Source organism: Sphingomonas sp. BGYR3 (assembly GCF_025153455.1).
Classification (GTDB): Bacteria; Pseudomonadota; Alphaproteobacteria; order Sphingomonadales; family Sphingomonadaceae; genus Sphingomonas.
In genome coordinates this window covers 2,028,801-2,051,804 of the sequence record NZ_JANZNT010000001.1, presented here as the reverse complement: position 1 = coordinate 2,051,804, position 23,004 = coordinate 2,028,801, and the positions used below count along the sequence as shown (strand labels likewise).

12 protein-coding genes are annotated in these 23,004 nt (G+C 63.2%); 3 read left to right on the top strand and 9 right to left on the bottom strand.

Annotated features, from left to right (window positions below; all coding sequences use genetic code 11):
* The first annotated feature begins 187 nt into the window (after positions 1 to 187).
* Complete coding sequence (locus NYR55_RS09655) at positions 188 to 2,701, top strand: DEAD/DEAH box helicase family protein (RefSeq protein WP_260021054.1); 2,514 nt, start codon at positions 188 to 190, stop codon at positions 2,699 to 2,701.
* Between the two features lie 775 nt (positions 2,702 to 3,476).
* On the opposite strand, the gene NYR55_RS09650 is transcribed toward NYR55_RS09655, so the two are convergent.
* From NYR55_RS09650 to hxsB, 8 genes are all read right to left on the bottom strand, one after another.
* Positions 3,477 to 6,785: a trypsin-like peptidase domain-containing protein gene (locus NYR55_RS09650; RefSeq protein ID WP_260021052.1), complete on the bottom strand. Its 3,309-nt coding sequence runs from the start codon at positions 6,783 to 6,785 to the stop codon at positions 3,477 to 3,479.
* Positions 6,782 to 7,105 (bottom strand): CU044_2847 family protein, encoded by a 324-nt coding sequence (locus tag NYR55_RS09645; protein ID WP_260021046.1) that lies wholly within the window; start codon positions 7,103 to 7,105, stop codon positions 6,782 to 6,784. Before NYR55_RS09645 ends, NYR55_RS09650 begins: the two co-directional genes overlap by 4 nt.
* Before the next feature lie 67 nt (positions 7,106 to 7,172).
* Entirely contained in the window at positions 7,173 to 11,753 is a 4,581-nt protein-coding gene (locus NYR55_RS09640) for a hypothetical protein (protein ID WP_260021044.1), read from the bottom strand.
* 835 nt (positions 11,754 to 12,588) lie between these two features.
* Positions 12,589 to 14,100, bottom strand: coding sequence for a reverse transcriptase family protein (locus NYR55_RS09635; RefSeq protein ID WP_260021042.1), 1,512 nt, complete (start codon positions 14,098 to 14,100; stop codon positions 12,589 to 12,591).
* Positions 14,097 to 15,506, bottom strand: coding sequence for a hypothetical protein (locus NYR55_RS09630; protein WP_347709664.1), 1,410 nt, complete (start codon positions 15,504 to 15,506; stop codon positions 14,097 to 14,099). Before NYR55_RS09630 ends, NYR55_RS09635 begins: the two co-directional genes overlap by 4 nt.
* 511 nt (positions 15,507 to 16,017) lie before the next feature.
* Complete coding sequence (locus tag NYR55_RS09625) at positions 16,018 to 16,641, bottom strand: peptidoglycan-binding protein (RefSeq protein ID WP_260021038.1); 624 nt, start codon at positions 16,639 to 16,641, stop codon at positions 16,018 to 16,020.
* Entirely contained in the window at positions 16,638 to 17,717 is a 1,080-nt protein-coding gene (gene hxsC, locus NYR55_RS09620) for a His-Xaa-Ser system radical SAM maturase HxsC (protein ID WP_260021036.1), read from the bottom strand. Before hxsC ends, NYR55_RS09625 begins: the two co-directional genes overlap by 4 nt.
* Positions 17,714 to 19,117 (bottom strand): His-Xaa-Ser system radical SAM maturase HxsB, encoded by a 1,404-nt coding sequence (gene hxsB, locus NYR55_RS09615; protein ID WP_260021035.1) that lies wholly within the window; start codon positions 19,115 to 19,117, stop codon positions 17,714 to 17,716. The genes hxsC and hxsB overlap by 4 nt, the downstream gene beginning before the upstream one ends.
* Positions 19,118 to 19,476: 359 nt before the next feature.
* On the opposite strand from hxsB, the gene NYR55_RS09610 reads away from it, so the two are divergent.
* Both NYR55_RS09610 and NYR55_RS09605 read left to right on the top strand, forming a co-directional pair.
* The gene (locus NYR55_RS09610) at positions 19,477 to 20,181 is read left to right on the top strand and encodes a hypothetical protein (protein WP_260021034.1); all 705 of its coding nucleotides are present in this window, start codon (positions 19,477 to 19,479) and stop codon (positions 20,179 to 20,181) included.
* A gap of 253 nt (positions 20,182 to 20,434) precedes the next feature.
* Positions 20,435 to 20,734 (top strand): hypothetical protein, encoded by a 300-nt coding sequence (locus NYR55_RS09605; protein WP_347709663.1) that lies wholly within the window; start codon positions 20,435 to 20,437, stop codon positions 20,732 to 20,734.
* 35 nt (positions 20,735 to 20,769) lie between these two features.
* On the opposite strand, the gene rlxS is transcribed toward NYR55_RS09605, so the two are convergent.
* Complete coding sequence (gene rlxS, locus NYR55_RS09600; RefSeq protein WP_347709662.1) at positions 20,770 to 22,749, bottom strand: relaxase/mobilization nuclease RlxS; 1,980 nt, start codon at positions 22,747 to 22,749, stop codon at positions 20,770 to 20,772.
* Between the last annotated feature and the right edge of the window lie 255 nt (positions 22,750 to 23,004).

Below are 23,004 nucleotides of genomic sequence, written 5' to 3'. Positions count from 1 at the left end.
ATAGCATTCGTTCCCGATATGTCCAAGCCGGCAAAATGATACTGTGTAGGCGCGATAGTCCCTGTTCGGTCCATCCTAGCGGTCGCCATTGCTTTTCAGGTGGAAGCTTTCCGCGACGACGAACAAGAAATGCATTGGCTGAAAGCCTGTTAGGCTCCATCTTCAGATTTCACCGAGGGGGCTTGTGATGGACTTTTCTAAGCTCGGTAGCGCCAAGAAAGCGCCAGCGCCGACCGATCCGATCCGGATCTTCGAAACGCTGCCGAGCTTGTCCGGCACGTTCAACGACCTATGGCGCGGCCAGGACAAGGCGCTCACCGAGTGGAATGCCGCACGCGACCGGCAGGATGTGCTGGTTTCGCTCAACACCGGCGCAGGCAAGACTATCGTCGGCCTGTTGATCGCGCAGAGCCTGGTGAACGAGGGCCTGCAGAACGTTCTGTACGTTTGTTCGACGATCGATCTGGTGCGCCAGACGTCTGAAGAAGCGGACCGAATCGGCATCGATCATTCGACCCGCGTCCGGAAGGGATTTTCGAACGACCTGTTCGAGACCGGCAAGGCCTTTTGCATCACGACCTATGCCGCGCTGTTCAACGGCCATAGCGCGCTGCGCAACCGCTTCTTCCCGCAGGCGATCATCTTCGACGACGCCCATGTCGCCGAGAGCCTGCTGCGCGACGCGTTCACGCTGCGCGTCGACGTCTATAACCATGAGGATTTGTTCAAGGAGATCGCGGAGCTGTTCAAGCCGCATTTCCAGGAACTCGGCATTGCGGGGCGGTTCCGGGACGCGCTAGACTTGTCGCGGCATTCGACCGCGTTCGTCGCGCCGCATGGCCTCTACGAGCGCAGCGAACGCCTGCTCGAGATCCTGCTGCGGCACGGGATCAAGGATCATGACGAGCTGACCTATCCGTTCGCCTGGCTCGAGGATCGAATCAATGTATGCGCCGCGGTGTTCACGCGCGGCGCCTTCGAACTGACGCCGCCGTTCCTGCCCTCGCTGGCGCTCGACATCTTCCAGCAGAAGGTGCGGCGCGTCTATCTCTCGGCAACGCTGCAGAGCCAGACCGATTTCATCCGCGCTTTCGGTCGCAAGCCCGACGTCACAGTCACGCCGTCGAACGATGCCGGCAACGGCGAGCGCCTCATCGTCAGCGGCCGCAAGGTCAAGAACGGCTTCGGCCCCGACTTCGCGGAAAAGCTGGTCGAGACGCAGAAGGTCGTGATCGCGGTGCCTGACTATGAGCGCGCCAAGGCTTGGGCGAAGGTCGCGGAGCCTCCGGCGCGGGAGGATTTTTCCGAGCAGCTTGATGCGTTCCGCAAGGCCGACGAGGGCGCGTTCACTTTGGTCTCGCGGGTCGACGGCATCGACCTGCCGCACGATACCTGCCGGATCATGATCATGGAGGGGCTGCCGTCGGGAACCTCGCTGCTGGAGCGTTACCAGTGGGAGTTTCTACGGATGAACAACGTCCATGCGGTGCGCGTCGCCAACAGGCTCGCGCAACTGTTCGGGCGGATCAATCGCGGCCGCAACGACTATGGCGCATTTCTCATTCAGGGCGACGACCTCGACAAATGGCTCGGCAACGACCGCAACCTCGCGCTGCTGCCGCCGCTCCTGCAGAAGCAGGTGCTGATCGGGCGCGAGGTGCAGGAGGCGTTCGGCATCGACAGCCGCAAGCAGGCGATCGCGCTGATCGAGCGCGTGCTGGGCCGCGATGAAGGCTGGCTCGACTACTACCAGCGGGAGGTGAAGCTCGCCGAACTCGACCAGCACCAGCTCGCCCGGCACAACGCGGCCGAGCCCTTCATGGTGGCGGCGGCGCTCAGCGAAGCCAAATATGCCGCGGCGATGTGGCACGACGATCCGGCGATGGCGCGACGGGAGCTGGAGAAAACGGTCGACACCACCGCACAGCACGACACGCCGCTCGGCGGATGGCACGCGCTATGGCTCGGCGCTGCCTTCGAGCGCGAGGGCGACAAGGAAGCGGCGCGGGCCGCCTATGGGCATGCGATGAGGCGGCTCGGCAACGGCATGACGCTGCCGCGGCCGACCCCGAGCGCCGGCGGCAAGACAATTCCCGAGATGAACGCCTTTGGCCGCTCGCTGCAAGGGCTGCTGCGCTACAGCCACGGCAATAAGTTCGAAGCGGAGGTGGAAAAGATCGCGCAGGCGCTCGCGCTTATCGACCATGGCGATCCCAGGCAGGCGGAAGCCGGCGTGCGCGCGCTCGGGGAGCTGCTCGGCTTCACCGCGACGAGGCCCGACAATGATGGAGACACCGGACCCGACGTGCTGTGGCGCGACGACGCCACGCCCCGTCAGCTCGGATTTGAGCTGAAGACTGACAAGAACGACCCGGCAACCTATTTCAAGAAGGACATCTCGCAGGGTCACGACCATCTCGAATGGATGGCGCAGACCTATCCCGACTACGACATCCTCGGCCTCGCGTTTGTCGGTCCGGCGGGCAAGGCGCATGCCCAAGCCAATCCCTCGGCCGACATGAGCCTATGCCAGCCATCGGCGCTGGCGGCGCTGCGCGACGAACTGCTGGCGCTGATCGAGGATCTGCGCAAGCACACACCGATGGAGCGGCTGATCGCGATCGGCAAGGAAACGGAAGATAACCGCTGGGACATCGAGGCCATTTTCAAGCGGCTCGAACCGAAGCCGATGAGCAAATAAAACTGCGCTGTTGGCTCTCGCCGGTCTGCGATAGGATGTTGCTCGGGGGAGATCAGCATCGCCTTTGGATTTCTTCGACATTCCCGAAGTCGTGATCGACTATGTTCGCGGACGGTTCGGCGGCTTCTGTCAGTAGCTGCCGTTCGCGATGGCTAATCTAAACGACCGGCTCTGGTCGTTAGCTGCCAGCCGATGAGCTACTTCCCAAAGTCAGCTTTGCCGTTCTGCTCGGCTGGAAGCTGCCTGTCAGCAACCGGCCCAAAAGCTGCGGGACTGGTTTCATCTTTAGCTGCCGGTCGGGAATGCGCCCCATAAGCCGACATTAGGTGCGACGCAGATGATCCCGAAAGCTGCCGCCGATTAGTCCTTCGAGGCCGTCATCACGGGAGATGCGATCACTGCGATCGAGCCGGTCGTCATGTTGCGGTGTTCAGCTGTATGGCTGGACATCGACGTCCTACGTGTCGGTCGCTACAGCATGACGACCTCGACCTCACCGGCGCGGGCGCAGACGCTTCGCCCCTCGCGTCGGTCCTCAGCGCAGGCTGCAGGAACACCTGCTGGCATCCACCTCGCGAGGTGGTCGAGAGGCAGCTTCCTTTCGCCGAGCCGGTGCCTGCACACGCGTTCCAGGATCGGCGCGCGAGCGAGGCCTCCGGTCCGCTCTACGTCGCGCGCGACGACCCCACGATGACGAGGGCAGCCTACGCCGCGGCCGCCGGCAGGGTCATCTTCGTGAAGTCGATGGGTAAGGGAATCCTACGATGTTCGGTAACTAGGAACCGCTTTCGTCATCCGTCGCGAGCATCAGGCGCTCGACGACATCGTCGAATGCCGGCTGGCCGACCTCGCGAGCGATGTCGGCGAGAGTGGAATTCCACCTGCCAGGCGGGCGATCGAAGAACATGCGGACCCTCAGGATCTCATGCTCGACACGCTCGACCCCGAGGCGCTCGATGCCAGCCTTTATGACGTCGACCAAGACCCCGCCGGCCTCTTCACCGGTGCGAGCCGCCCGGAGCAGGCGCAGCGAGAGGATGTGCTCGACGAGCTCGGGATCCGGGCACTCGCGGGCGAAGGCGCGGGCGAGCATATCGGCGTGGGCAAGCCGCCCGCCGGCGAGGGCGGCGTTCTGATCGCCTGCGAAGTAGACGATGAGCTCGGACGCCGAACCGGCCCTGATCGCCTCCAAAGCCAAATTGACTACGCCAGCACGCTTCGCCTGCTCCGCCGAGAACTCGTAGAGCAGGCCTTCGATGACACCGCCCAGACGCTTCGAGAAGCCCTGCGCCGAGATCACATCTGCCAGGATGCCTGTCCGTAGGGCGGCAACCTCGTCGCTGACGGCGCCGGTCGGGAACATCGACGACCTCGCGAGGTCGAGCATGATGGACCCGTCCTGGGTTGCGAACCCCTCCGGTCGTGACGAGGCCAGCTCCATGACCTCCGCTGGCTTGTGCGTCAGGAAAGCCCGCAGCGCGCTCGTTTCCGCGCGACCGGCATCCACGAGTGCGAGAAGCCGGCTCCAGGCCTCCTCGCGCAGGTCGGTCGTCGCCGCACACCAGGCGACGATCTGGTTCGCGAGATCGTGGTCCTCAAGTTCCGCGATGCGCTTCAGCCCGAGCTCCATCGAGGCCCGCACATACCGATCCCGCAGATCCTCACCCACCTCGTCGGCCATGCCCCGAAGGGCGAAGAGCGCCGCGCGGAACCGACGCTCCGGCAGGGGGGTGGTCTCCGCAAGCTGATTGACCAGGCGGAGGAGGCGCTCCGGATCGGCAAGGGCCAGGCCGTGGAAGACCGAGCCCGCGTGCACGGGGGACGGTGCCGTCAGCAGTTCCTCGTCGGTGAACGATGCATGGCAGAAGACGAAGCAGCAGCTCGTCCACGACCAGACCGTGCTCTCGCGCGAGCTGTCGCCCCAGATCTCGCCGAGCCGCGTGCCGTCCGTGTGCCAGGCGCCAAGCGCGTCGAGCAGGAGCAGGCGGTCGCTCGCTAGGAGCGACTCCACGAAGGCCTTGAAGCCCTGGAACTCGAACTGCCCCTCGCTCCTCGCGAAGCGCATGCGGACCGACAGGTCGTTCTCCCTGAAGTCATAGCCGGACGCGGCCCTGACGGCGATTCGAAGCACCTTGATCGAGAACTCCCAGCGCCACTCGGCGTCGACCACGGATGGCGACAGCGAGAAGCCCCAGAGGCCGTGCGATCCGGCGCGCTCGAACATCGCCAGCAGGCGCTCCTCGCCATCCTCGGGGGCGGGAAGCGCGCAGACGCAATCCAGCAGGTTGGAGGCGGTCCGGTCCTCGGCCTTGTCGAGGAGCTCCCACATCGCGGCGATCCCGACCGGGTCGTCCTCTGCGGCGATGCGCTCGCATGTCGCGACGATGATCGGCCAGGCGATGTCGCGTCCCTCGTGGCGCCAGCGCCTGCTCTCCACCTCGAGCCGGGCGACGTCGATCGACCGCGCAACGAGATGCTCGAACAGCGAGTCGTAACGAAAGCCGATGCGAGAACCCTCGCTAACGAGTAGGTGCTCGCGGACCAGTTCGCCGAAGCCCGGTTCGCGGGTCACCGGATCGGACAGCGCGACCGATCGAACACCCTGGCGAAGGCACCTAGCCGCGACGCGTTCGAGCGTTCCCTCGACGACCTCCGCGGCTTCACCCGCCCGGGCGGCCGCACGCCCGCAATCGCGACGGATCCACTCCTCGAAGAGCCGCCACCGCGAGAGCCTGGCGCCGTCGAGTTCCTCGCGGAGTTCGGCCGCGATCCCCAGGAGCAGAGGATTCCGCACGTGCTCCGCCCCGCCCGGCCGCCGGGAGAACCGCAGATCGACGAAGGCCTGCCGCTCGTCATCGTTGAACTCCCCGATCTGGAATCCGACGGGGTTGTCGCCTCCCTCGCCCTGCCCGTGGAAGGCACCCTTCGGCACGCGCAAGCGCAGGTCCGTCCACGCCTCGGGACGGCAAGTGATGACCAGCTTGCATCCCTCTGCGTCGCGCAGCGCGTTAGGGAGCCAAACGTCGCGCATCGCCGTGGGCGAGAGCTGGGACTCGTTCAGCCCGTCGACGATGACGAGCGGGGCGGAACCGCTCCGAGCCACGGCCCCGAGATCGGGAATGCCATCGGCGAAGGCGACCCGGACCTTCCGTAACTTGGATGCGACCAGGTCGTTCAGGCCGCCCGTCGCCGCATCGATCTCCATCGCCCTGAGGAACAGCGTCGGCCTGTCGGCTATCTCCGCCGCCATGGTCGCGAGCGCCGTCGACTTGCCAAGGCCGGACCGGTCCACAACGGCCCAGACCGCCGCGTCGCCCTCGAGGAAACGAACCAGCTCCTCCCGCAGCCGCGGCCGGCCCACCGTCAGCTGCGGATCGAGAAGCCGCTCTCGCGACATGCGCTCCACCTCCGCCCGCGTCGCCTCCCGGCACCAGGCGAGTGCGGCGGGTGCGTTCGGGTGCGGTCCATATCTGGGTGTGAGATCCTCGGCCTGGCGAAGCACCCCGCCCATGGCCTCATCGTCCACGAGAGCGCTGAGGGGGAGGGCGAATCCGGACGGTCCGGAGAGGCCAGTCGTCGAGGAGAAGTTCGCGACGGTGATGCCGGCGACCGCGCCGCTCGCGCGGTCGACCACGGGCCCGCCGCTGTGGCCGGGCGACACGAACGCGTCTGCAAGCGCCCACGCCTCCGGCAGGTGATACGAGCGGCCGTGCGCCTCGTATCCGATCGCACCGCGTCCGCTGACCCGGCCGGTGCCGAACAGCGCTCCGGTCAGTCCCGGTTCCAGCGGGAAGCCCGCCACCATGACCTCGTCCGGCCGCGTCCAGGCTACCGGCAGTCCGTCGACGTCGCCGTCGATCTCGAGAAGGGCGACATCGTGTACGTCGCCGATCCGAACCGCCGCGACCGGGAACGACCCGGCCATCAGATCGTCGGCGGGCCGATCGCCGACCACGTGGGCGCAGGTCAGGACAGCGCCTCGCACCGCGAAGCCAGAACCAAGCGGGCGTCCCTCGCGATCGGCGATGCGGAAGAGCCTGTGCCCTATGTGTCGTTCGAGCGCCTCGGCGCCCCCGGCGCTCACCTCGCTACCTTGACCTTGAAGGTGACCTCGACCGCCCCCTCGATCGTGGTCTGCGCGATGATGAACTGACCCGTGCCGGATGCCTTGAGCCCGATCTTCACTTCGGCCTCCTCGACGCCGGCTCCCTCTAGCGACGCCCTGACCGCCTCGCCGACCGCCCCGATCATCTTGAGAGATTCCTCGAAGGTCGTGGCGACCTTGGCGGGGATCGAGCCAAGACCGGTGCTTACGGGCCGCACGCCGGCGCCACGCGGGCCGCCGCGGTCCGAGACCTCCACGATGATCGGCACGTCCCCGGCGAACTCGATAAGCTCTGGCATCAATCCCTCCTGGTCCCACCGACCGGTCCGCCCGCCGTCCGCGAGGCCGTTCTCCCGCCATCGTGGATCAGGGCGTCCTCCACGGCCCGATTGCGCCCGTGATCCTACGGCCGAGAAACTCCCTGTCGAGGTTCTTCTCCTGGGTCTTCATGGCCTTCTGCAGTTCATCCCAGTTCGCCCGGAAGTGGGCCAGGCGCCGCGGCACTCGGCTGGCGGCGTCGTCGGGGATGCGCATCCACACGTGGCCGCGCCGGTCGATGCACGTGAGCAGCAAGGTCCATGCGGCGTATGCCTCGTCGTCCCCGTCAACCCTCCAGTAGGTGTCCCACCAGTGCCGCGCGAACGCGCAGCGCCGCACCCACGCGTCGGCGGCGCGCGTTCGGGAGACACGAAGACTCTCACCCGGCCCGACCGGCCACTCCGGGACATCCCCGTCCCAGGCCGGGTCGAAGGCGCGGATCCTGCGGCTGCGCTGCAGACGCCAAACCACCCCCGAGGACGCGTCCGCCTCCACGATGCCCGTCAGCCAGTCGCCGCGTCCGTGCAGAGCGGCAGCCAGGACGACGTCGAACAGCGCCAGGTCCGTAACCGCGTCGGACAGCACCCGCTGGCGGATGGCCTCCGGGCACTCCCCCACCCGGAAGGCTATGTGGATCAACTTGTCTATGCCGGCGTCACCGACGAACGTGGTCGAAAGGGTCTGTCGGAGTGCGAGCCAAAGCGCCTCGCCGCGCGGGGGATCGCGTTGGAGCAGCGCCTCGCAAAGCGCAACGTAGAATCCCTCGCTCCGGCGGACGCGGCGTCGGAAGTCCGCAGTCGGCTCCTCCATTCCCCCCAGCCATGCTTCGACCGCGACCGGCGCGTGATCGATGAACGGGATCATGTCCAGCGAGCGGAAGTCCCGCATGTGGAGCGAGGCGCCCTCCGCCCGCGCCTGCTCGATGCGCTCCTTGGCGGTCTCAACCGCCTTGTCGCGGATCTCACGCCGGCGGTCGACATCCATCGCAGCGTTCAGCCCCTCGAGCGACCCATCGTCGGGCCCGTAGGCTATCGTCATGGACACGGCGGCGGGGTCCTCGGCGCGCCGTTCGTCCACAATCGCGATCGCCGAACCCGGGTCCAGCGGTTCCGGGGCAGGCGCCTCCACGACGTGGCGCAGGATCGCCGTCGCGATATCGACATCCTCCGGCGATCCACCGCGCGTGGTCACCGCTCTCGGCAGCAGCCATGGTGCGAGCGACGGGGCCACCTGATCGAACGGGAGCCCAATGGTCGCGGCCGCCACGGCCAGCGAGCCGAAGTGGTCGATCCAGAGCGTCGGATCTCCGGTCCAGCGCCATCCATCGTCGACCAGGACACGCCCGAGCCGCCTCGCGTCGGACTCGTAGAGAAGGCGCATCGCGATGCCGCGCTTCTCCTGGTCCGGGTCGATGACCCGCCCCTGGATCCAGTCCCAGCTCGCGTCGCCGATCGGGGCATGGACCATCGCGAGCAGCATGAGGAGCTGAGACGCGATCGCCGGATCGGCGTCGCAGTAGCGCAGGACCAGAGCGTCAACGTCCGCCTCGCCCAGCGGCAGAAGCAGGTCCTCGTAGTCGTTATAGACGCTGGAAAGGCCTGCCTCGAGGATGTGCTCGATGCGTTGGACTGCCAGAAGGTCAACCAGCTCGAGTAGAAGCATGCGACTACGGACGTCGCTCTCCGACTGCGCCACCGGCCCGAGCGGGGCGAGACGGACCTCGCGGGCCGCGGCCCGAACCTCCTCGTCCACCAGCAGCAACTGCTCCGTGGATCTGACGGCGGCCATGGCCCGAGCCTCGTCATCGCGGCCCGGCAGCCCCACCAGCTTCCCGCGATGGAGTGCGGCGAGGGCATCGGGCACCGTCCGGGCGGCGGCCGGGGTGATCTCCTCGAAGGCGTGATCTTCCATCGTGTGGTAGGCGCCCCTGTCGAGCGTGGAGACGTCGATCGACTGCAGCGCCTGCCGCATCCCGTGCACAAAGGCTGTGGGAAGATCCAGGCGGTAATCCGTCCAGAAGCCCTTCGCCCGGTCGATCCGTCGACGAAGGGGCAAGCGAGTGTCGAGCATGGTCTGGTCGACGTGCCGGCGCTCGAGCGCGATCATGCTGTTGGCTGGGTCGTTCAGGTAATCGGCCTCGTAGTCGAAGCCCCGGTCGATGTCGGGATCCCGCTCTACGGCAAGCGCCTCCAAGTCCTCATCGCCGGAAAGCCAAAGCATGAGCGCCGCCACGCGAGCGGGAAGCCAAGCCGCGACGCCGGGTTCCGGTGTCAGGCGGAGCACGGCATCCGATCTGGCCCTCAGCGCGTCCGCGGTCTCAGCGAAGTCCACCTGGTTGAGAAGGCAGATCCACTTGAGCTTCTCCCAGTCGTCATACCGCCGCATGATCGCGACCCTCAGCGCCGCGAGCTCGAGCACATCGATGGCCTGAACGAGGCCGCCCGGTTCGAGGAGCTGTGCGACCGCCTCACCGAATTCCAGCCTGCTCCGCTCCACGAACGTCACCTCGTGGCCGAGGATCGTGCGCGGCCCATCGGCGTCGCCCCCGACGCGCGCGACCATCGCCTGCGATCGGGAGCGTTCCTGATCGGGATGGCGGCGGGCCGGTGGATCGACATCCCTCGAGATCGTCGACAGCCACCGGACGCAACGGCCGATCACGCGCGTCCGGCAATCGGCGTCCGCCGGAAGCGCACGCAACGCCTCGATGGCGAGCGCCTCCGGTGCTCCCGACGACGTCTCGACGATGTCGAGAAGCGGGTCGCAGAGCGGCTGCGCCATGCGGATCACCTCCGACCGATGACGCTCGGGCAGGTTCTGCGAATGCAGCCAGGCCGAGACCAGTGGAGAGAGCAGGTCATCGCCGCCTGTCTCGCCCGCCAGCTGGATCGAGACCGCGGCCCGGAGGATCTCAGCCTTCTCGTCAAGGCCGGCGATGGGGTCCAGCCAGTCTTCGAGCACGCGCTGCACGAGATCCCGGTCCGCGAACCCGCCGCGCTGCAGATGGTCCAGAAGTGCCACACCCAGCGCCTGCGCGACGAGCGCGGACGAGAGCTCATAGCCATGCGAGCCCTGCCGGTTGGCGAAGTCGCTATCGACGATGTCGCTCAAGCGGCGGAAGACCTCGGCCTCGCCCAGGTCCGGCCTCCCCACCATCGAACCGATGGCGCCAAGATCGAACTCCTTCAACCCATCCAGACGGTTGCGAGCCACCTCGGCCAGCCATGAGAGCCACTCCTGCTCACCGAAGGCGCTCGTGGCCGGGGCGAGCGTCGCCCTGCCATACTCCCAAAGGAGACGGTGGATCGTGACCTCTCCGCCATCGATCAGCCGATCCCGCAGGCGCACCACTAGGCTGAAGAGGCGCGGCGTCCGCGCGATTTCCACCAGATCCTCGTGCAGGTCCGAACGGGTCAGCCCCTCCAGGGCCAGCCGCTGGTCGAGCTCTCCACCCGGCCCGTCGTCGAAAGGACCCACTTCGACCACCTCCGGCTTCTCGACAAGCGAGGCGAGCCGGCCAAGGCGTTCGGTGAAATGCAAGTTCCGCGTGACGGCGACGACGCGGAACCGCCCACTGAACTCTGGTGCCTGGAAGACCGAGAGCACGTCCTTCCAGGGCGCCGACACGAACTCGTTCATGCCGTCGAATACGACGGTGATCGCCGGACCCTCGTCCGCCGGCCTCTTGAGCACGCGGTCGAGCCGTCGCTGCCAGTGCTGCGCGTCGCGAGCGTCCGTCATCTCGTAGAGACGCTCTGCCAGGAAGCGCTTGATTGACGTCCGGGACACGCCCGACAGGTGCGATGCGAATCGTGAGGGGACGAGGATGACGATGGGTTGCTCGTCGAGGCGTTCCACAAGCCAGTTCAGGGTGGCCCAGGTCTTGCCGCTACCCTGAAAGCCCATAACGACCGCGGGCGCGTCGAACGCCGACCTGCCCGCCCACCAGGCATCGAGCCCTGCATGAACACCGGCTCGGCGGATGTGCGCATGAGCGCCGCCCGCCGCGTCCTGGCCGAGCTCCGCTTGCGAAACGCGAGGCTCGCCCCAGATTGACCTCAGCCTCGCGTGACTGACCTGACGAAGACGGTCGAAGCCGAGGTTCCAGGCCTTCAGGTCGCGGGTGAGCGAGGCCAGGGCCGCCTGGCCATCGCGCTCCAGCGCCCGGGCCAGGTCACCGGCGTCGCTCGAGACCATCTGATCCAGCACGGACGGGGCAGCGGTGCAGAGCGCCGCAAGCGCTGGGAAGCCGTCGAGCTTCCAGTCGATCACGACGATGGGGACGCCTGTCTCGTCGCTCTTTCGAAGGAGCTTCTGCTCGAGCTGCTCCGGCGCGGGGCGGGTGGCGACGAGGAACCAGGCTTCCAGCGCGGGGTCGAGTCCGAGCGCATCGTCGACCTCGCCGAGCAGCTCGCGGTCGCTGAGACTTGTGCTGTCGGCGTAGCGCTTGGTCTCGATGCGGAACCGCCGGCCCCTGCGGCCCGCCGGGCCTGCGTCGCCACCATGCTGGAAGCTGGACTTTGCCACGGCGATCCCAACGTCGAGATGCTCGGAGATGAGCGCGGCGGCCACCCTTTCGAACTCACCCGGCGTCAGCGACTGAAGTCTCTCCTTCAGGTCCGCGAGCATCTCATCGGTCGTTGGAGCCGTCGCCATCTGCCTTCTTGAACCTGTCGAGACCGAACACACCCTTGCTGTCTGCTATTCGATCAGACGCGGCGCAACCCGTCACGGTCGGTGCTCACAACGCCCGCACAAGCGTCTCCAACTCCAGGTCGATCGAGGTAGGACGTGTACGGCCGGGCCTCGAAGAATGCTGGGCGACTGCGCGCGATCAAACTCGCTTGGGGGATTGCCTCGGCCGCGTCATGGCCTGCCTCTCCCACTATGGGTCGATGCGACTGGCGCTTGATAGCCTACCCCATAAGTCGCCCGTAGCCCCAACGAAGCAGGGTCAAATCGCTCGCGGTATCCATGTCGAGGATCGTCCTCTTTTGCTGTCCATGAGCCGACACGCGAACGGTCGGCAGCCTGCCAAATTCGAGATCCTCTTGTTATTTGCGCGATGGTCTAGCTTGAACGTCCGCTCTAGCGAACTTTGGTCTGAATGCCGCCAGTCTGTAACCGGCCCAATTACTGCCCATGCACTTTTATTGTTTGGGGCGGTGAGAAGTGGGCCGGTTGCCGACTGGCAGGTCTCAGGAGGTGATGCTGGCTTAGCTGCCGTTCAATAATGCGATTGGCTATGGCAGCATCCGACCCAATTCACGCCATTCTGCATCAGGCGATTTAATGTCCGCTCACGCCGAAACTTGTCATTGGCATGTGCATGATCGTCCGTGCAGGAACGAACCCCAGAAGAGGGTTATCTGATATGGAAAGAAAACTGCGGATTTCGGCGGCAGAGAACGCCTTCGGTATGCGCCAATTCGATGTGTGCCTGACAAGGCTTCGGACCTTATTGCTACTCGTCCATGCGCCTGTCGATCTTGCTGGTGGGGTCGTTGGATAACCGCTCGTCCTCAGTCAAACGCCTTCGCGCACTCTTCAAGTATGTGGTCAGGCGATGGCCTTCCTCATTGTCCTTAAACGCAGGGAATGCTCGGAAATAGCTCAGATAGCCCTCCAATCGCCGCAGTTCTTGATCACTCGTCATGGCGTGACGACTTTGGTTGAATGCCGCTGCTCGAATATTCCGTCGGAGTTTGCGACTGGGAAGGACTCTGTCGCTGACTGTAGCCCCGGTGACAACTCGCCGAGCCCCGGGTCCGGCAATGCGTCTCTTGCTCTCGTTAAGGCGCAACTGGAGCCGATCCTTTAAAATCTGTTCTGCCCCCTTCATGACGGATTCAACTGATGCTTTCTCGTTGCTGCTAAATGTAAGATCGTCCGCATATCTCGTAAATGTGACATCGAGGACTTTGGCCATCGAGGCAATGATCGTATCGACCTCGAAGAGAAAGGCGTTGGCGATAATGGGGCTGGTCGGCGCCCCTTGAGGTATTGACTGCTTGTAAGTGCAAAGGCGCCTAAGAGCTCTGCAACTCTTTTGATCAAACCCGTTGTCCGCCAGCAGCTTTTCGACGCTCACGTCCGAGATTGACGGGAAGAAGTTTTTTATGTCGATTGTGCCAATCCATTTACCGCCGACGTGTTGCTGGGCGTTGGTAATGGGTGACCGGCCGGGCAAGAATGAATGCACTGCCGCGTGAACAGGCAAATCAAACAAAATATAGTCAGCGACGAACTTCTGTACGGATTTAAGAAAAACTCTGGGCGCATCAATCGTGCGCGTGCCTCCGCCAGACTTCGCGATTTCGAATCTCCGGTAGTGCCGCTCCGGGCTGATTGCCATTTGTAGAAGAAGCCTAGGCGATACGCCAATGGAAAGCGCGATGCTGGTGTAGTCCCAGCTCCGTTCCTGATCGCCCCTTGCTAGCTCCAGTTGTCGCTCCGTGGCAAATGACAGCAGGTCGATTTCTGTGTCACTCGAGGAGCTTAACGGGCCAGTTGCTTTCGATAACTGCCTTGAGATCCGGGGCCAATAAGATCGGACCCGAGGAACGCAGGGTTCGGGCTTATTGGCCCCGGACCCTTTTATCCAAGTTCTAGAGTGTTGGGGCGGCGCTTCACCGCCCAATCCCGCATCCTGATCCCCGAGTGACAACGTCTTTCTACCCGGCCAAGAATCGTGCAGCAAGAACAATCGCTCTTTGTCGCGACTCAGACGCTGCGCGCGGCTCAGATAGTAGTTGCCGTGCATTGTCAGTGAGAAGAGGTCCGGCTCCCGGGAGACGCGAACCACTTGGCGCATGGTAGACGCCTCCAGAAGAAATCTCTGCAGTTCCGGCCCGGACGGCGCACTCCCGCCTTCAGGGAGGATGGCGGTCAAATACGCGTTCAGCTCAAAAGCTGACACGGGCTGCAAAATGCCTACAGCCCATAGAAGCGTCGATCTGTTTACCGTCGAGCTCATGCAGCAGACCTCCTTGGTCTACCACGGCGATCCATAACGTACATGGTGCGTCGGGCCTGCATTCGGCTTAATACCGCTTCTGGGTCATAGGCCGCTAGAGATACGATGTCAGCCCGGCCAACTCCTTCTGAATAACGAATAGGACCGCCACAAAGAAAGTCCGGAAAATCGATTTGGGTTTCGTCCGCGATGACAACGATATCGATACCCTTCTCGCGTGTGGTTCGGTCGCATGCCAAGTGCCAGCCAAACAACCCCAGTTCGGCCCACCCACTCGCACCACTAGCAATGATGATCACTGCGTTGCACTTGGAGCCGATGAAATCGAGTTCTCGCCCTAGGGTATTGTCCTCGCCTCCGAGCCGTTCGTTGGTCGTCCCTGATGATTGCCCGTACACGACATCGAACCCATTAGCCGTAAGTAAATCGCCGATTCGTGTACACAGCGTTGCAGCGTGGCTCTGGGGATCGGGAGATGCGGGCCCACAGAGCAGCACAGTGAAGGGGCGCTGTTCTGCGGATTCGAGGAGAGACTTGCGATGCGAATCGATGCGAGACGACAGGCCGCGTCGGCGTCTAGCTGTTCGCTCTAACGGGTCACTTGCGGTATCGCCGGGACCTTGCAGGATCGGAGGCAGGCTTTCAGCGAGAACTGCTTTCACCCGATCCAGGATGATCTTGTAAATCTCGCTGCCTCGGTTCGCCGGCTTCGCAATCCCCACGTGATCTGCGTCAATGGGAATCGGCAGAGTATCAGGGAGCCCGGGATCGCTGTTCGATGGTGAAACAATTGCCACGGAACCAACTGTCGGTTTAGTCTCCACCAGAACAACGTGGTTCGCCGCCTTCGGCTTATTAGATCTGTACCACAGTGCCAGGTCACGCAAGACCGACGAGTCTGCACTGAGCTCTTCTGCGACAGGTGTAAGGCGGAAGATCTTTCTCAAAAAGCGCGGAAACGATTTCGCGAAATCTGATCCTGTGTGTGGGGTTCCGAGGAAGACAACTAGCCTGATATTCGAAAGTATTGCCTTGTAGCGGGGGTTCGTTGACTGGTGATCGTGGAGATGTCGGATTAGTGCTTTGATAACGTTGCCACCCAAACTGTGGCCAATGAGTGCAATGGGCGTGGCGGCGTATACCTCGACTGCCGCAAGCTGCGAAGCAATATTCATGGCCCGGTCCGAAATGGTCATCGGATCGGAAAGCCACCTACTTGCAGCTGCATCATACTCGACTGATGTCACTCGAGTACCCGGCGCATCTAATAGGAGCCATGAAGGCCAGAACTCCGAGTTCCCAGGTGATATCCACGTGGTCTGGTGGTGACCGTTCAGCCCATGGAAGAACAAGATCCTGAGACGTTCATCCCCTTCCCCGCCATCGATATCGTGCAAAGCCGACATTGCGTGTTACTTGTTGCCCCCAGCACGCCGCCCATTCCTTTGAGAGCCGGTAGGGGGCATGAAGCGCATACCTGAGCCTCGGCATTGCGGACAAGTCGATTTCTGAGCGGTAACTTGCGCGTTTGGAAGGCGACATCTCGCAGCTGACCCTCGCCGCGCGACCTCTGACCTCGACCGGCCCTTCAGCGTCAATGTCATCATCCATGTTCGCCGCGCGCCGCCGTCTTCGCCCTCCAGTTCGATCTGGAATTATCACCCAAAATGGCCGCTCCCGTCCGTCCAACGCCGTGGCCATCTAGAGCATCAAAAACAGAAGTCCGATTTTGGCAAAGCTTGCCGTTCAATGGATGCCCTAGGAATGGCGGAAATGTCCCAATCGTTGCCGTACCCTAGTTGCCTGAACGAACGACCGCTTCCGGTATCGCCGTGTAGCGCCGCGAACGACAGATTATGGAGCGCATTGCAGAACTTCAGCTTTAGCACCAATTGGCGAGTTCATCACACTACGTTCTCATTCGCTGGCAACCCGAAGCGCATCCAGCAATTCGGGTGTAATGGTGCCGGTTACCGCAAGGCCACGTTTCTTCTGAAACCGGCGCATTCCGCCGCGCATTGCAGGACCCACTACTCCGTCGATCGCACCCTCGTAGAAGCCTTGGGCGAGTAGTGCGATCTGAACCCGCCGCACGATTGATTTGAAACGCTCGCTGCGACCGCTTAACGCTGGCAGGCCCGATGATGTCCGAGGAGGCGCCGCTTCTCCAGGCTGCGCGCTGCGCAATGGATAGGATGGGGATGGGGATGGTGGCGGTGACGGCGGAGGACTGGGCGCTGGTGCAGTATAGACAGGAACGCTAGGCACGTAGCTCCCACCCGTGCTCGATCGGTGGCTCGTATGGCTGTAATGTCCACCGCTACCGGAACGATGGCTGCTATGGCTTCGGTGCGAACTATGGCTGCGATGACTTCGGTGCTGGGCCAGCGTCACCTTGTGGTCCTGTTTGAAGATCTCGAAGAGGCCGGGGTCGCTGTCGTTCAACACGCGCGGTCCTATTCCTGGGATCTGGGCTGCACCATCATGGCCGGAGAAACCGGCAGCGATGAGGCTCGGAATGAGAAAGCCGACCCGCTTCATAAAGGTGTGACCCCGCCTAGCGCGTCCTGCGGGTGCCATTCAAAGAAGCCGCTGCAACTCTCCTGCTCACGGCAGCCCTCGCAGCCTGGCGCATATTTGCGTTTCCAATCGGAAATCGATGGCGCTGCCAGAATGCGGTACGGCTCGGGTACCGTGCATAGCGGAAAATTGAACAGGCGTGCATGAATACCGTGCAGTCGTGCGATGTCGATCGCCTCAGCGATAAGCTCAAACTCCGTGTGATGCGCAAAATAAAGCGAAGCCCAGCGCCCGCGTGCAAAGCCGATATGTTCGAGCTGCATGATCGACCAGGCCGAGACGAAACGCAGCCGCGCGCTGACCAGCCGCGCAAGCTCACGCAACGCGGCCGCGTTATCCTGGATGAGGACGGTGCGCAGCTCGATCCGCTGCCCGGCGCGAACGAGATGGGAAAAGCTCTCCATCAACCGGGCAAAGGCACCGGACTTCCCGACAATCCGGTCATGAAGATCGGCCTGTGCGGCGTAGAGCGGGATGCCCCACGTCACCCGCCTGAATGCAGGCTGCCGCAACCGCAGGACATCTTCTTCATCGAAATGCTGTGCGTTGGTCAGCACATGGAAGCCAAGATCCGGCCGCGCCTCGATCACCCGCTCGATCATGCCGAGCAGCTCGTCTTTGTAGAGCGTCGGCTCGCCACCGGTGACCCCGATCACCGCGTCTCGTTCTGCGAGAAGGCAAGCCTGTTCAAGCAGCGCAAACCGGTCTTCATGGGTCTTTTTCGGGGGCTGAGAGCACATGATGCAAAGCTGATCACACCGCTCAGTGACAAGCAGTGTATTGTGAGCGGAGCCGGCGCGGATCAGGCGCTCGGCCCGGCCGCGCTGTGGATCCACTAGAATAACGTCGCCATCCAGTGCAGCGGCGTCCGCGCCCTCAATTACAACGACACCGCCTTGGCCTGCAAAGACATGGCTATCGCCAGTTCCCTCAATCCAAACCGAATCCCACCCCCCAGCTTCATCGCGCATGCGCCGAAGGCGCGTGACGAAGGCGGGTTGAGGCTCTGCAACCACGGAGAGATTTAGCGGGATCAAGCGCAATGCTCCCCGAATGTGAGCGGCGTGCCTTCCAGCCGCAGCCATCGCGCCAGAGAGTAGCGCGTTGGCTCGTCGTCTGCGTAGATCAGCCGGAAGGCCAGATCGAACAGGCTCATGTGCCTGCGGCAGAATTCGGTTTCCTGCCGCGGCAGGTCGATCCGGCCATAGCGTGCGATGTCATCGACAACATCGCGGCCACAATAGGGCTGATAGGCGCAGCGCTGGCATGCCGGGTCGAAAAGGTTTGAGGCATGCGCATTCAGGGTCGCACGCGCCGGGGTGTCCCAGCCCGAATGCACATCGCCGATGGATAGGTCGATCACGCCGGAGCGTGAGAGCATGCGTGCTTCGTCCGTCGGATAGACCTGCCCGTCATAGTCAATCACGACATAATCATAGCCCAGAGGGTTGGGGTTACGAAGATCGACATGGCGATCCGCACCGGGCTGGAAGATGCGCCGCAGGCAGATGCTGAAATAGCTCTCTTCGAGCACGACCGACCGATCCTCCCAATTTCGCTCGATCAGTCTGCGCAAAAACTTCTCGTGATAGGCCCGCCAGGCCATATCCTGCTCGCGCGAGCTTGCATGGTGTTTGCGTGCAAACCCCTGATAATTTATCGGCCGAAGGAAGATGCTCTCGAGGCCGAATTCGAGATAGGCGTCAATCAGCGCGTCGGGTGTTGGAGGCCGCTCGGGATCGATCGTCGGCAGCGCCGATACTTTTTGCGGCCCATAGCGCTCGACAACCGTCGCAAGGTTTCGACGAAACTGGCCGGTCATCTCAACATTTGTCGTGCGATTGCGCAGATGTGTTTCGAAGTCACCGTCCAGCGAGGTGCTGATAAACACCTCGGGCCCATCAAAAAGGGATAGGATCTCTGGCCCGAGGTTCTGCAGGTTGGTGCAGATTACGAATTGGCGCTCTTCGAAGCGGCAAGTGCGATCGATAACCGCACGGATGAGATCGGGCCTCAATGTTGGTTCGCCGCCTTGAAATTCGATCTTGATGCGGGGTCCTGAGAGGCCGTCAATTAAGCTAAGCACCTTCTCCAGCGTCGCGTCATTCCAGTCATATTTTGTCTGGTCGAGTGCGGCGCGAGAAACTTGGCAATAGGTGCAGGAAAGATTGCAGCGGAGCGTCGGAACGAGGATCAGATAATCAAGAGGGCCCGCAAGTGTCAGACGCTCTGCGACGTTGTAGAGATGAGCGGTCTCGCCGAGCGGATCAGCGCGGTCCACGCCATGCCCGCGCTCCAAAACAAACTGCCGCTCAAATGACGATAAGGTACCGGCCGAAAGCCGATCAAGGAAATCAGGAGTAGCACTGAAAAAGCCACCGCCATCGTTGACCAACAAGGCACGATCAGTTGACATCAAACGAGTACGAAGCGGCATGCACAATGTCATGTGAGCGCCGCCAATGTCTCAGACCGACGAGACCGGTTGACGCGAAAAAGACGCTCGTTAGCCAGACTGACCCGCCAAAGCGCGTTCAATTCGCTGCTAGAGCGATGCTCACTACGCAAGACCAGATCATGGCCTTCCAAAGAAACATTCAAGTCAGGGTAGAACCGGGCAAGCCAATGAGCGCTATCGGCAACGAATGACTGATCGAGATCACCCGGAGATATTCGCACGTAGCCCATGAACTTGCTTCCCCCTGTCGAGAAAGGCTAAGCAAGAATCGCGAGAGCGCAAGTCCAATTCTTGGCTGACGCGCTCCGCTGCGCAACGCAGTAAAAAAGGGGGCTGGCGTGGCACAAGGTAAGGCGACGCCGGTGAAGGCGCAAGAAAACAAGGAAGGCTGCCAATTCGCTCTTATCATCGGTGTGATCGTGGCTCTTATCATCACGGTAAGCCAGTGTGATACGAAGAAGCCCGAGATCACTGCCGAGCAACCTTTCGGCGTAGCGTCCCTGACCAATCAAGTCGAAGCGATCGAACCTCCCGTCACAGTCGCTCCGCTGGCGCCAGCGCAGGTGACCCGCGGGTTGCGGCATCTGCGGCTCGCTTATGCCGCCGAAGGGTTGTCGGGCGCGATGATCTATTCACAAAGCTGCTATGACGGGCTGTCGCAGGAATTTGAGTGGGCGGCACTCGATCGCTGTGGCGCTTTTGATCTGCAGGCGGTCAGAACTGCAGAGATCGCGGCAGACCAAAGCCTGACTAGCGAACTTGAATATTTTGAACCGGAAACTGCTGCCGCCCGGTATTTGGCGGTAGCAATCAAAGCAGGTGAAACGAGCGAAAATGCCGACCTTCGGCTCGATGCCTTGCAAAAGCGAGTTGGCGACTCCGCTGCTCCGCAAACCCAAGTAACGCCAGTAGGCGACGAGACTGACGTGCCGGGCGACGAACAAGAAGGCACGAGCAAGCCGGCGCCCACAACGGATGGCCCCATCGACGGCGATGGGGGTGGCTCGTCTCACGACGACACCATTCCAGCCGTTCGGCGCTGATAGGCGCAATCACAAACGGATTTAAAGCGCCGCGAGATTAGTGGTTGGCGTGAGGCCAAGATATTGACGCAGAGCCCTCGGAACAAAGCCGTTCATCTGCGACCCGAGCGGGGTGGTTGGCTAGGCTGTATTTAGCCGCGCAACGGATTGTCGCTGGCGTGCCGCTAGCCCGCTGCTCCGCGATGGCGAACACCGGAAAGCCCTTTTCTGCCTGCGGTCAAAACCGAGCATTGGCGTTCAACAGCTTGCGACCATGGGCGGACTGGCAGCGAAACGGGATTGCGATTTGTTCTATCTATGTTCTATCTCTGAAGCCGTCGCCCTACCCGGCGATTCGAATGATTTGGAGACCGTCATGCAGCATGATGCCAGCCTGCGCGCGGCTGCCCGCGCAATCTATGATGCCTGCTTCCCCACCGAGGAGCTGGCGCCCGTCGGATTTGATGACGCGGAGCGCTATGGCACGATCCATTATCGTCGAGCCATTGAAGCGGCACAGCTTGCAAAACCGCATCTGGCGCACGACCGCTCGGCACAGCCCAGCCTGTTCTGATTGACGACCAATCCAGGCCTGGCTGCGGAGGAGGCTCAGGAGATTGTCGGCCCGCCTCGCCCGCGCCCGATCGACCAACTGATGCCCTCGCCGCGCACGACGCCTGACACTGCCCTGCCAGCATAAGGCTCGATCACCGGTCGCCAGGGCACCAAGGTAAAATCCTGCGCGCGTTCGATCAATGCGAACCGCCCGCTCGCCAGGTCGAGCCGACGCCGATAGACACCCTCGACAGGACTGCCCGGACGGCTCTCCGCGAATGGCAGGTCGAGCTCTTTCGACAGTGCCGCGCCAACCCGAAGAAGCTCGCGGCGGCGCAGGGTCTCGATCATGCCCGGACGCGGCTCGAAAACACCGCCAATCTCGCTGCCAAGCCCCTCGTTGATCAGCCATTGTCGGCGCCGTGCTTCAGCTTCACGCACCGCGCTTCCGAACCCCGCGTCCCGCGCCGGCGCATCGCTTGGCCGCAGCAGCCGATGATCGAGCCAGGTGGCTCCGTCCGCTGTCGCCAACCGGTCAAGCGGTTCAGCCGTAAGCAGCTCAACCCTCACCGGACGCGCTCGCGCCTGTGCCGCCTCAAATTGATCGACCCGTTCGAGATGGTCAGTTGCGATACGCCAGCCACCATCCGCCAGCCGCTCGACGCCCGCACCGCCCCGACGGAGGGCCTCGAGCCTGCGGACATGGCTCCGGGCAAATTCTTCGCTGGCCTGTCGGTCATGCGCCAGATGCGCATCGATATCGTAGCGGCCACCATTGGCGGCAGCCACTTCAGCGATGGTTCGGTCGACCTCACGGACCCCGGTGCGAGTAGGCATGACCGCCACCACAGCGCCTTCGCCAATCCCCTCGGCGGGCTCACGCCCGAGCGCCACATAGTGGCTACGCCCATCAATGCTGTCGACGACAAGGAAATGGCTGTCGCGATACTCATCGGCGAGGCCCCGCAACAGGACCCGCCCGACCAGCGGCGCTGCGTTGGGCGCAGCCGGATCGTAGATGGCTTGGTCGGCTGCAGAACGCTCGACCCGCGCTGGGTTAAAGGCGCGCTGCATGGTACGGATGATATCGCGGCGCTCGCCCATTCGGGTGAGCGTCTCGGCAAGGTCGGGGGCAAGCCGCCAACGGCCCTCCCCCAGGGCCTCGGCAAGCCCGAGCCGTTCGAGCTTGGCGAGCCGGCCAGCGCGCAGCGTTTGCTCAAATGCGCCAGTGCCGGTCGCTTCGACGAGACGCTCCTCGCCGCCCAGCTTAAGCAGCCGCCGGTCGATCGAGGTCAGGCGCTCTGCCTCGATTTCGGCGAGCTGACCGCGCGCGATTTCTCGGGTCGTTTTCGGACCAAGATCAAGCTCGACCAGTTCGGCGGCGCGCTCGCGCAGGCCCCGGGTCAGATAGTCGGGCGCGATCACCAGATCCTGCCCCTTCTGGTCGATACCACGGATGATGACATGGCTATGGGGATGGCCGGTGTTGAAATGATCGACCGCGACCCAGTCGAGCCGGGTGCCAAGGTCGGTTTCTGCGCGCGCCATCAGCCGGCGGACCAGCGGCTTCAGATCCTCATATTGGGCACCGTCTTCGGGCGAGACGATGAAGCGGAACTGGTGGCGGTCCCCGGCACCACGCACGAGAAATTCCTTGGCATCGACTGCCTCCCGGTCGGCCCCATAGAGCGTGCCCCGTTCGCCCTCCCGCGTGGTGCCATCGCGCTGTAGATAGCGCAGATGGGCAGCCGCTGCGCTTGCGCCCTTAGCCGTCAGCCGCACGATTCGGGTTTTAATGATGACGCGGCGGCGACCGAGCGCGCTCATCCGGCCGCGACTGGCGAGCAGCCGGCCCACCCCGGCAGCACGGCCGATCCGGCTACCGGCCGAGCGGCCCTTGAGTGTGCCAGACGCTGCCCCGCCACGGGCAAGATTGGTGGCAGCGAGCACGCGCTGGAGGTAGCGCCGCGCGCGTTTGGGCGGGCGGCTGCGCAGCCGCCCCAAATGCGGTTCGAAATCGTCGTCGGCGCTCATCGGACAGCCCTTGCTGGCGCGCCCCGGAGGCAATGTGGCCCAGCCTGGCCGACAGGAAAACCGGTGCCAGCCAAGCCCTTGAAATGGCGGCCTTTTCCGGGCGCACTGGCACTGTCCGCCAACCACCAGTGCCGCTTCAGCCCCTGAAAAAAGATGTGAAGACAAGGACTTATGCGCTGACCCGTGTCGGCGCTTTATCTTGCCTTACGCCGCTTACCCTTCTTGCCAGCTCTACCGCCCGCTCCGACTTCACTG

Coding starts and splice junctions, on each gene's coding strand:
- NYR55_RS09655 (WP_260021054.1), top strand. CDS start 188: ATGGACTTTTCTAAGCTCGGTAGCGCCAAGAAAGCGCCAGCGCCGACC.
- NYR55_RS09645 (WP_260021046.1), bottom strand. CDS start 7,105: ATGCCAGAGCTTATCGAGTTCGCCGGGGACGTGCCGATCATCGTGGAG.
- NYR55_RS09640 (WP_260021044.1), bottom strand. CDS start 11,753: ATGCTCGCGGACCTGAAGGAGAGACTTCAGTCGCTGACGCCGGGTGAG.
- NYR55_RS09635 (WP_260021042.1), bottom strand. CDS start 14,100: ATGAGCTCGACGGTAAACAGATCGACGCTTCTATGGGCTGTAGGCATT.
- NYR55_RS09630 (WP_347709664.1), bottom strand. CDS start 15,506: ATGTCGGCTTTGCACGATATCGATGGCGGGGAAGGGGATGAACGTCTC.
- NYR55_RS09625 (WP_260021038.1), bottom strand. CDS start 16,641: ATGAAGCGGGTCGGCTTTCTCATTCCGAGCCTCATCGCTGCCGGTTTC.
- hxsB (WP_260021035.1), bottom strand. CDS start 19,117: ATGCCGCTTCGTACTCGTTTGATGTCAACTGATCGTGCCTTGTTGGTC.
- NYR55_RS09605 (WP_347709663.1), top strand. CDS start 20,435: ATGGGCGGACTGGCAGCGAAACGGGATTGCGATTTGTTCTATCTATGT.
- rlxS (WP_347709662.1), bottom strand. CDS start 22,749: ATGAGCGCCGACGACGATTTCGAACCGCATTTGGGGCGGCTGCGCAGC.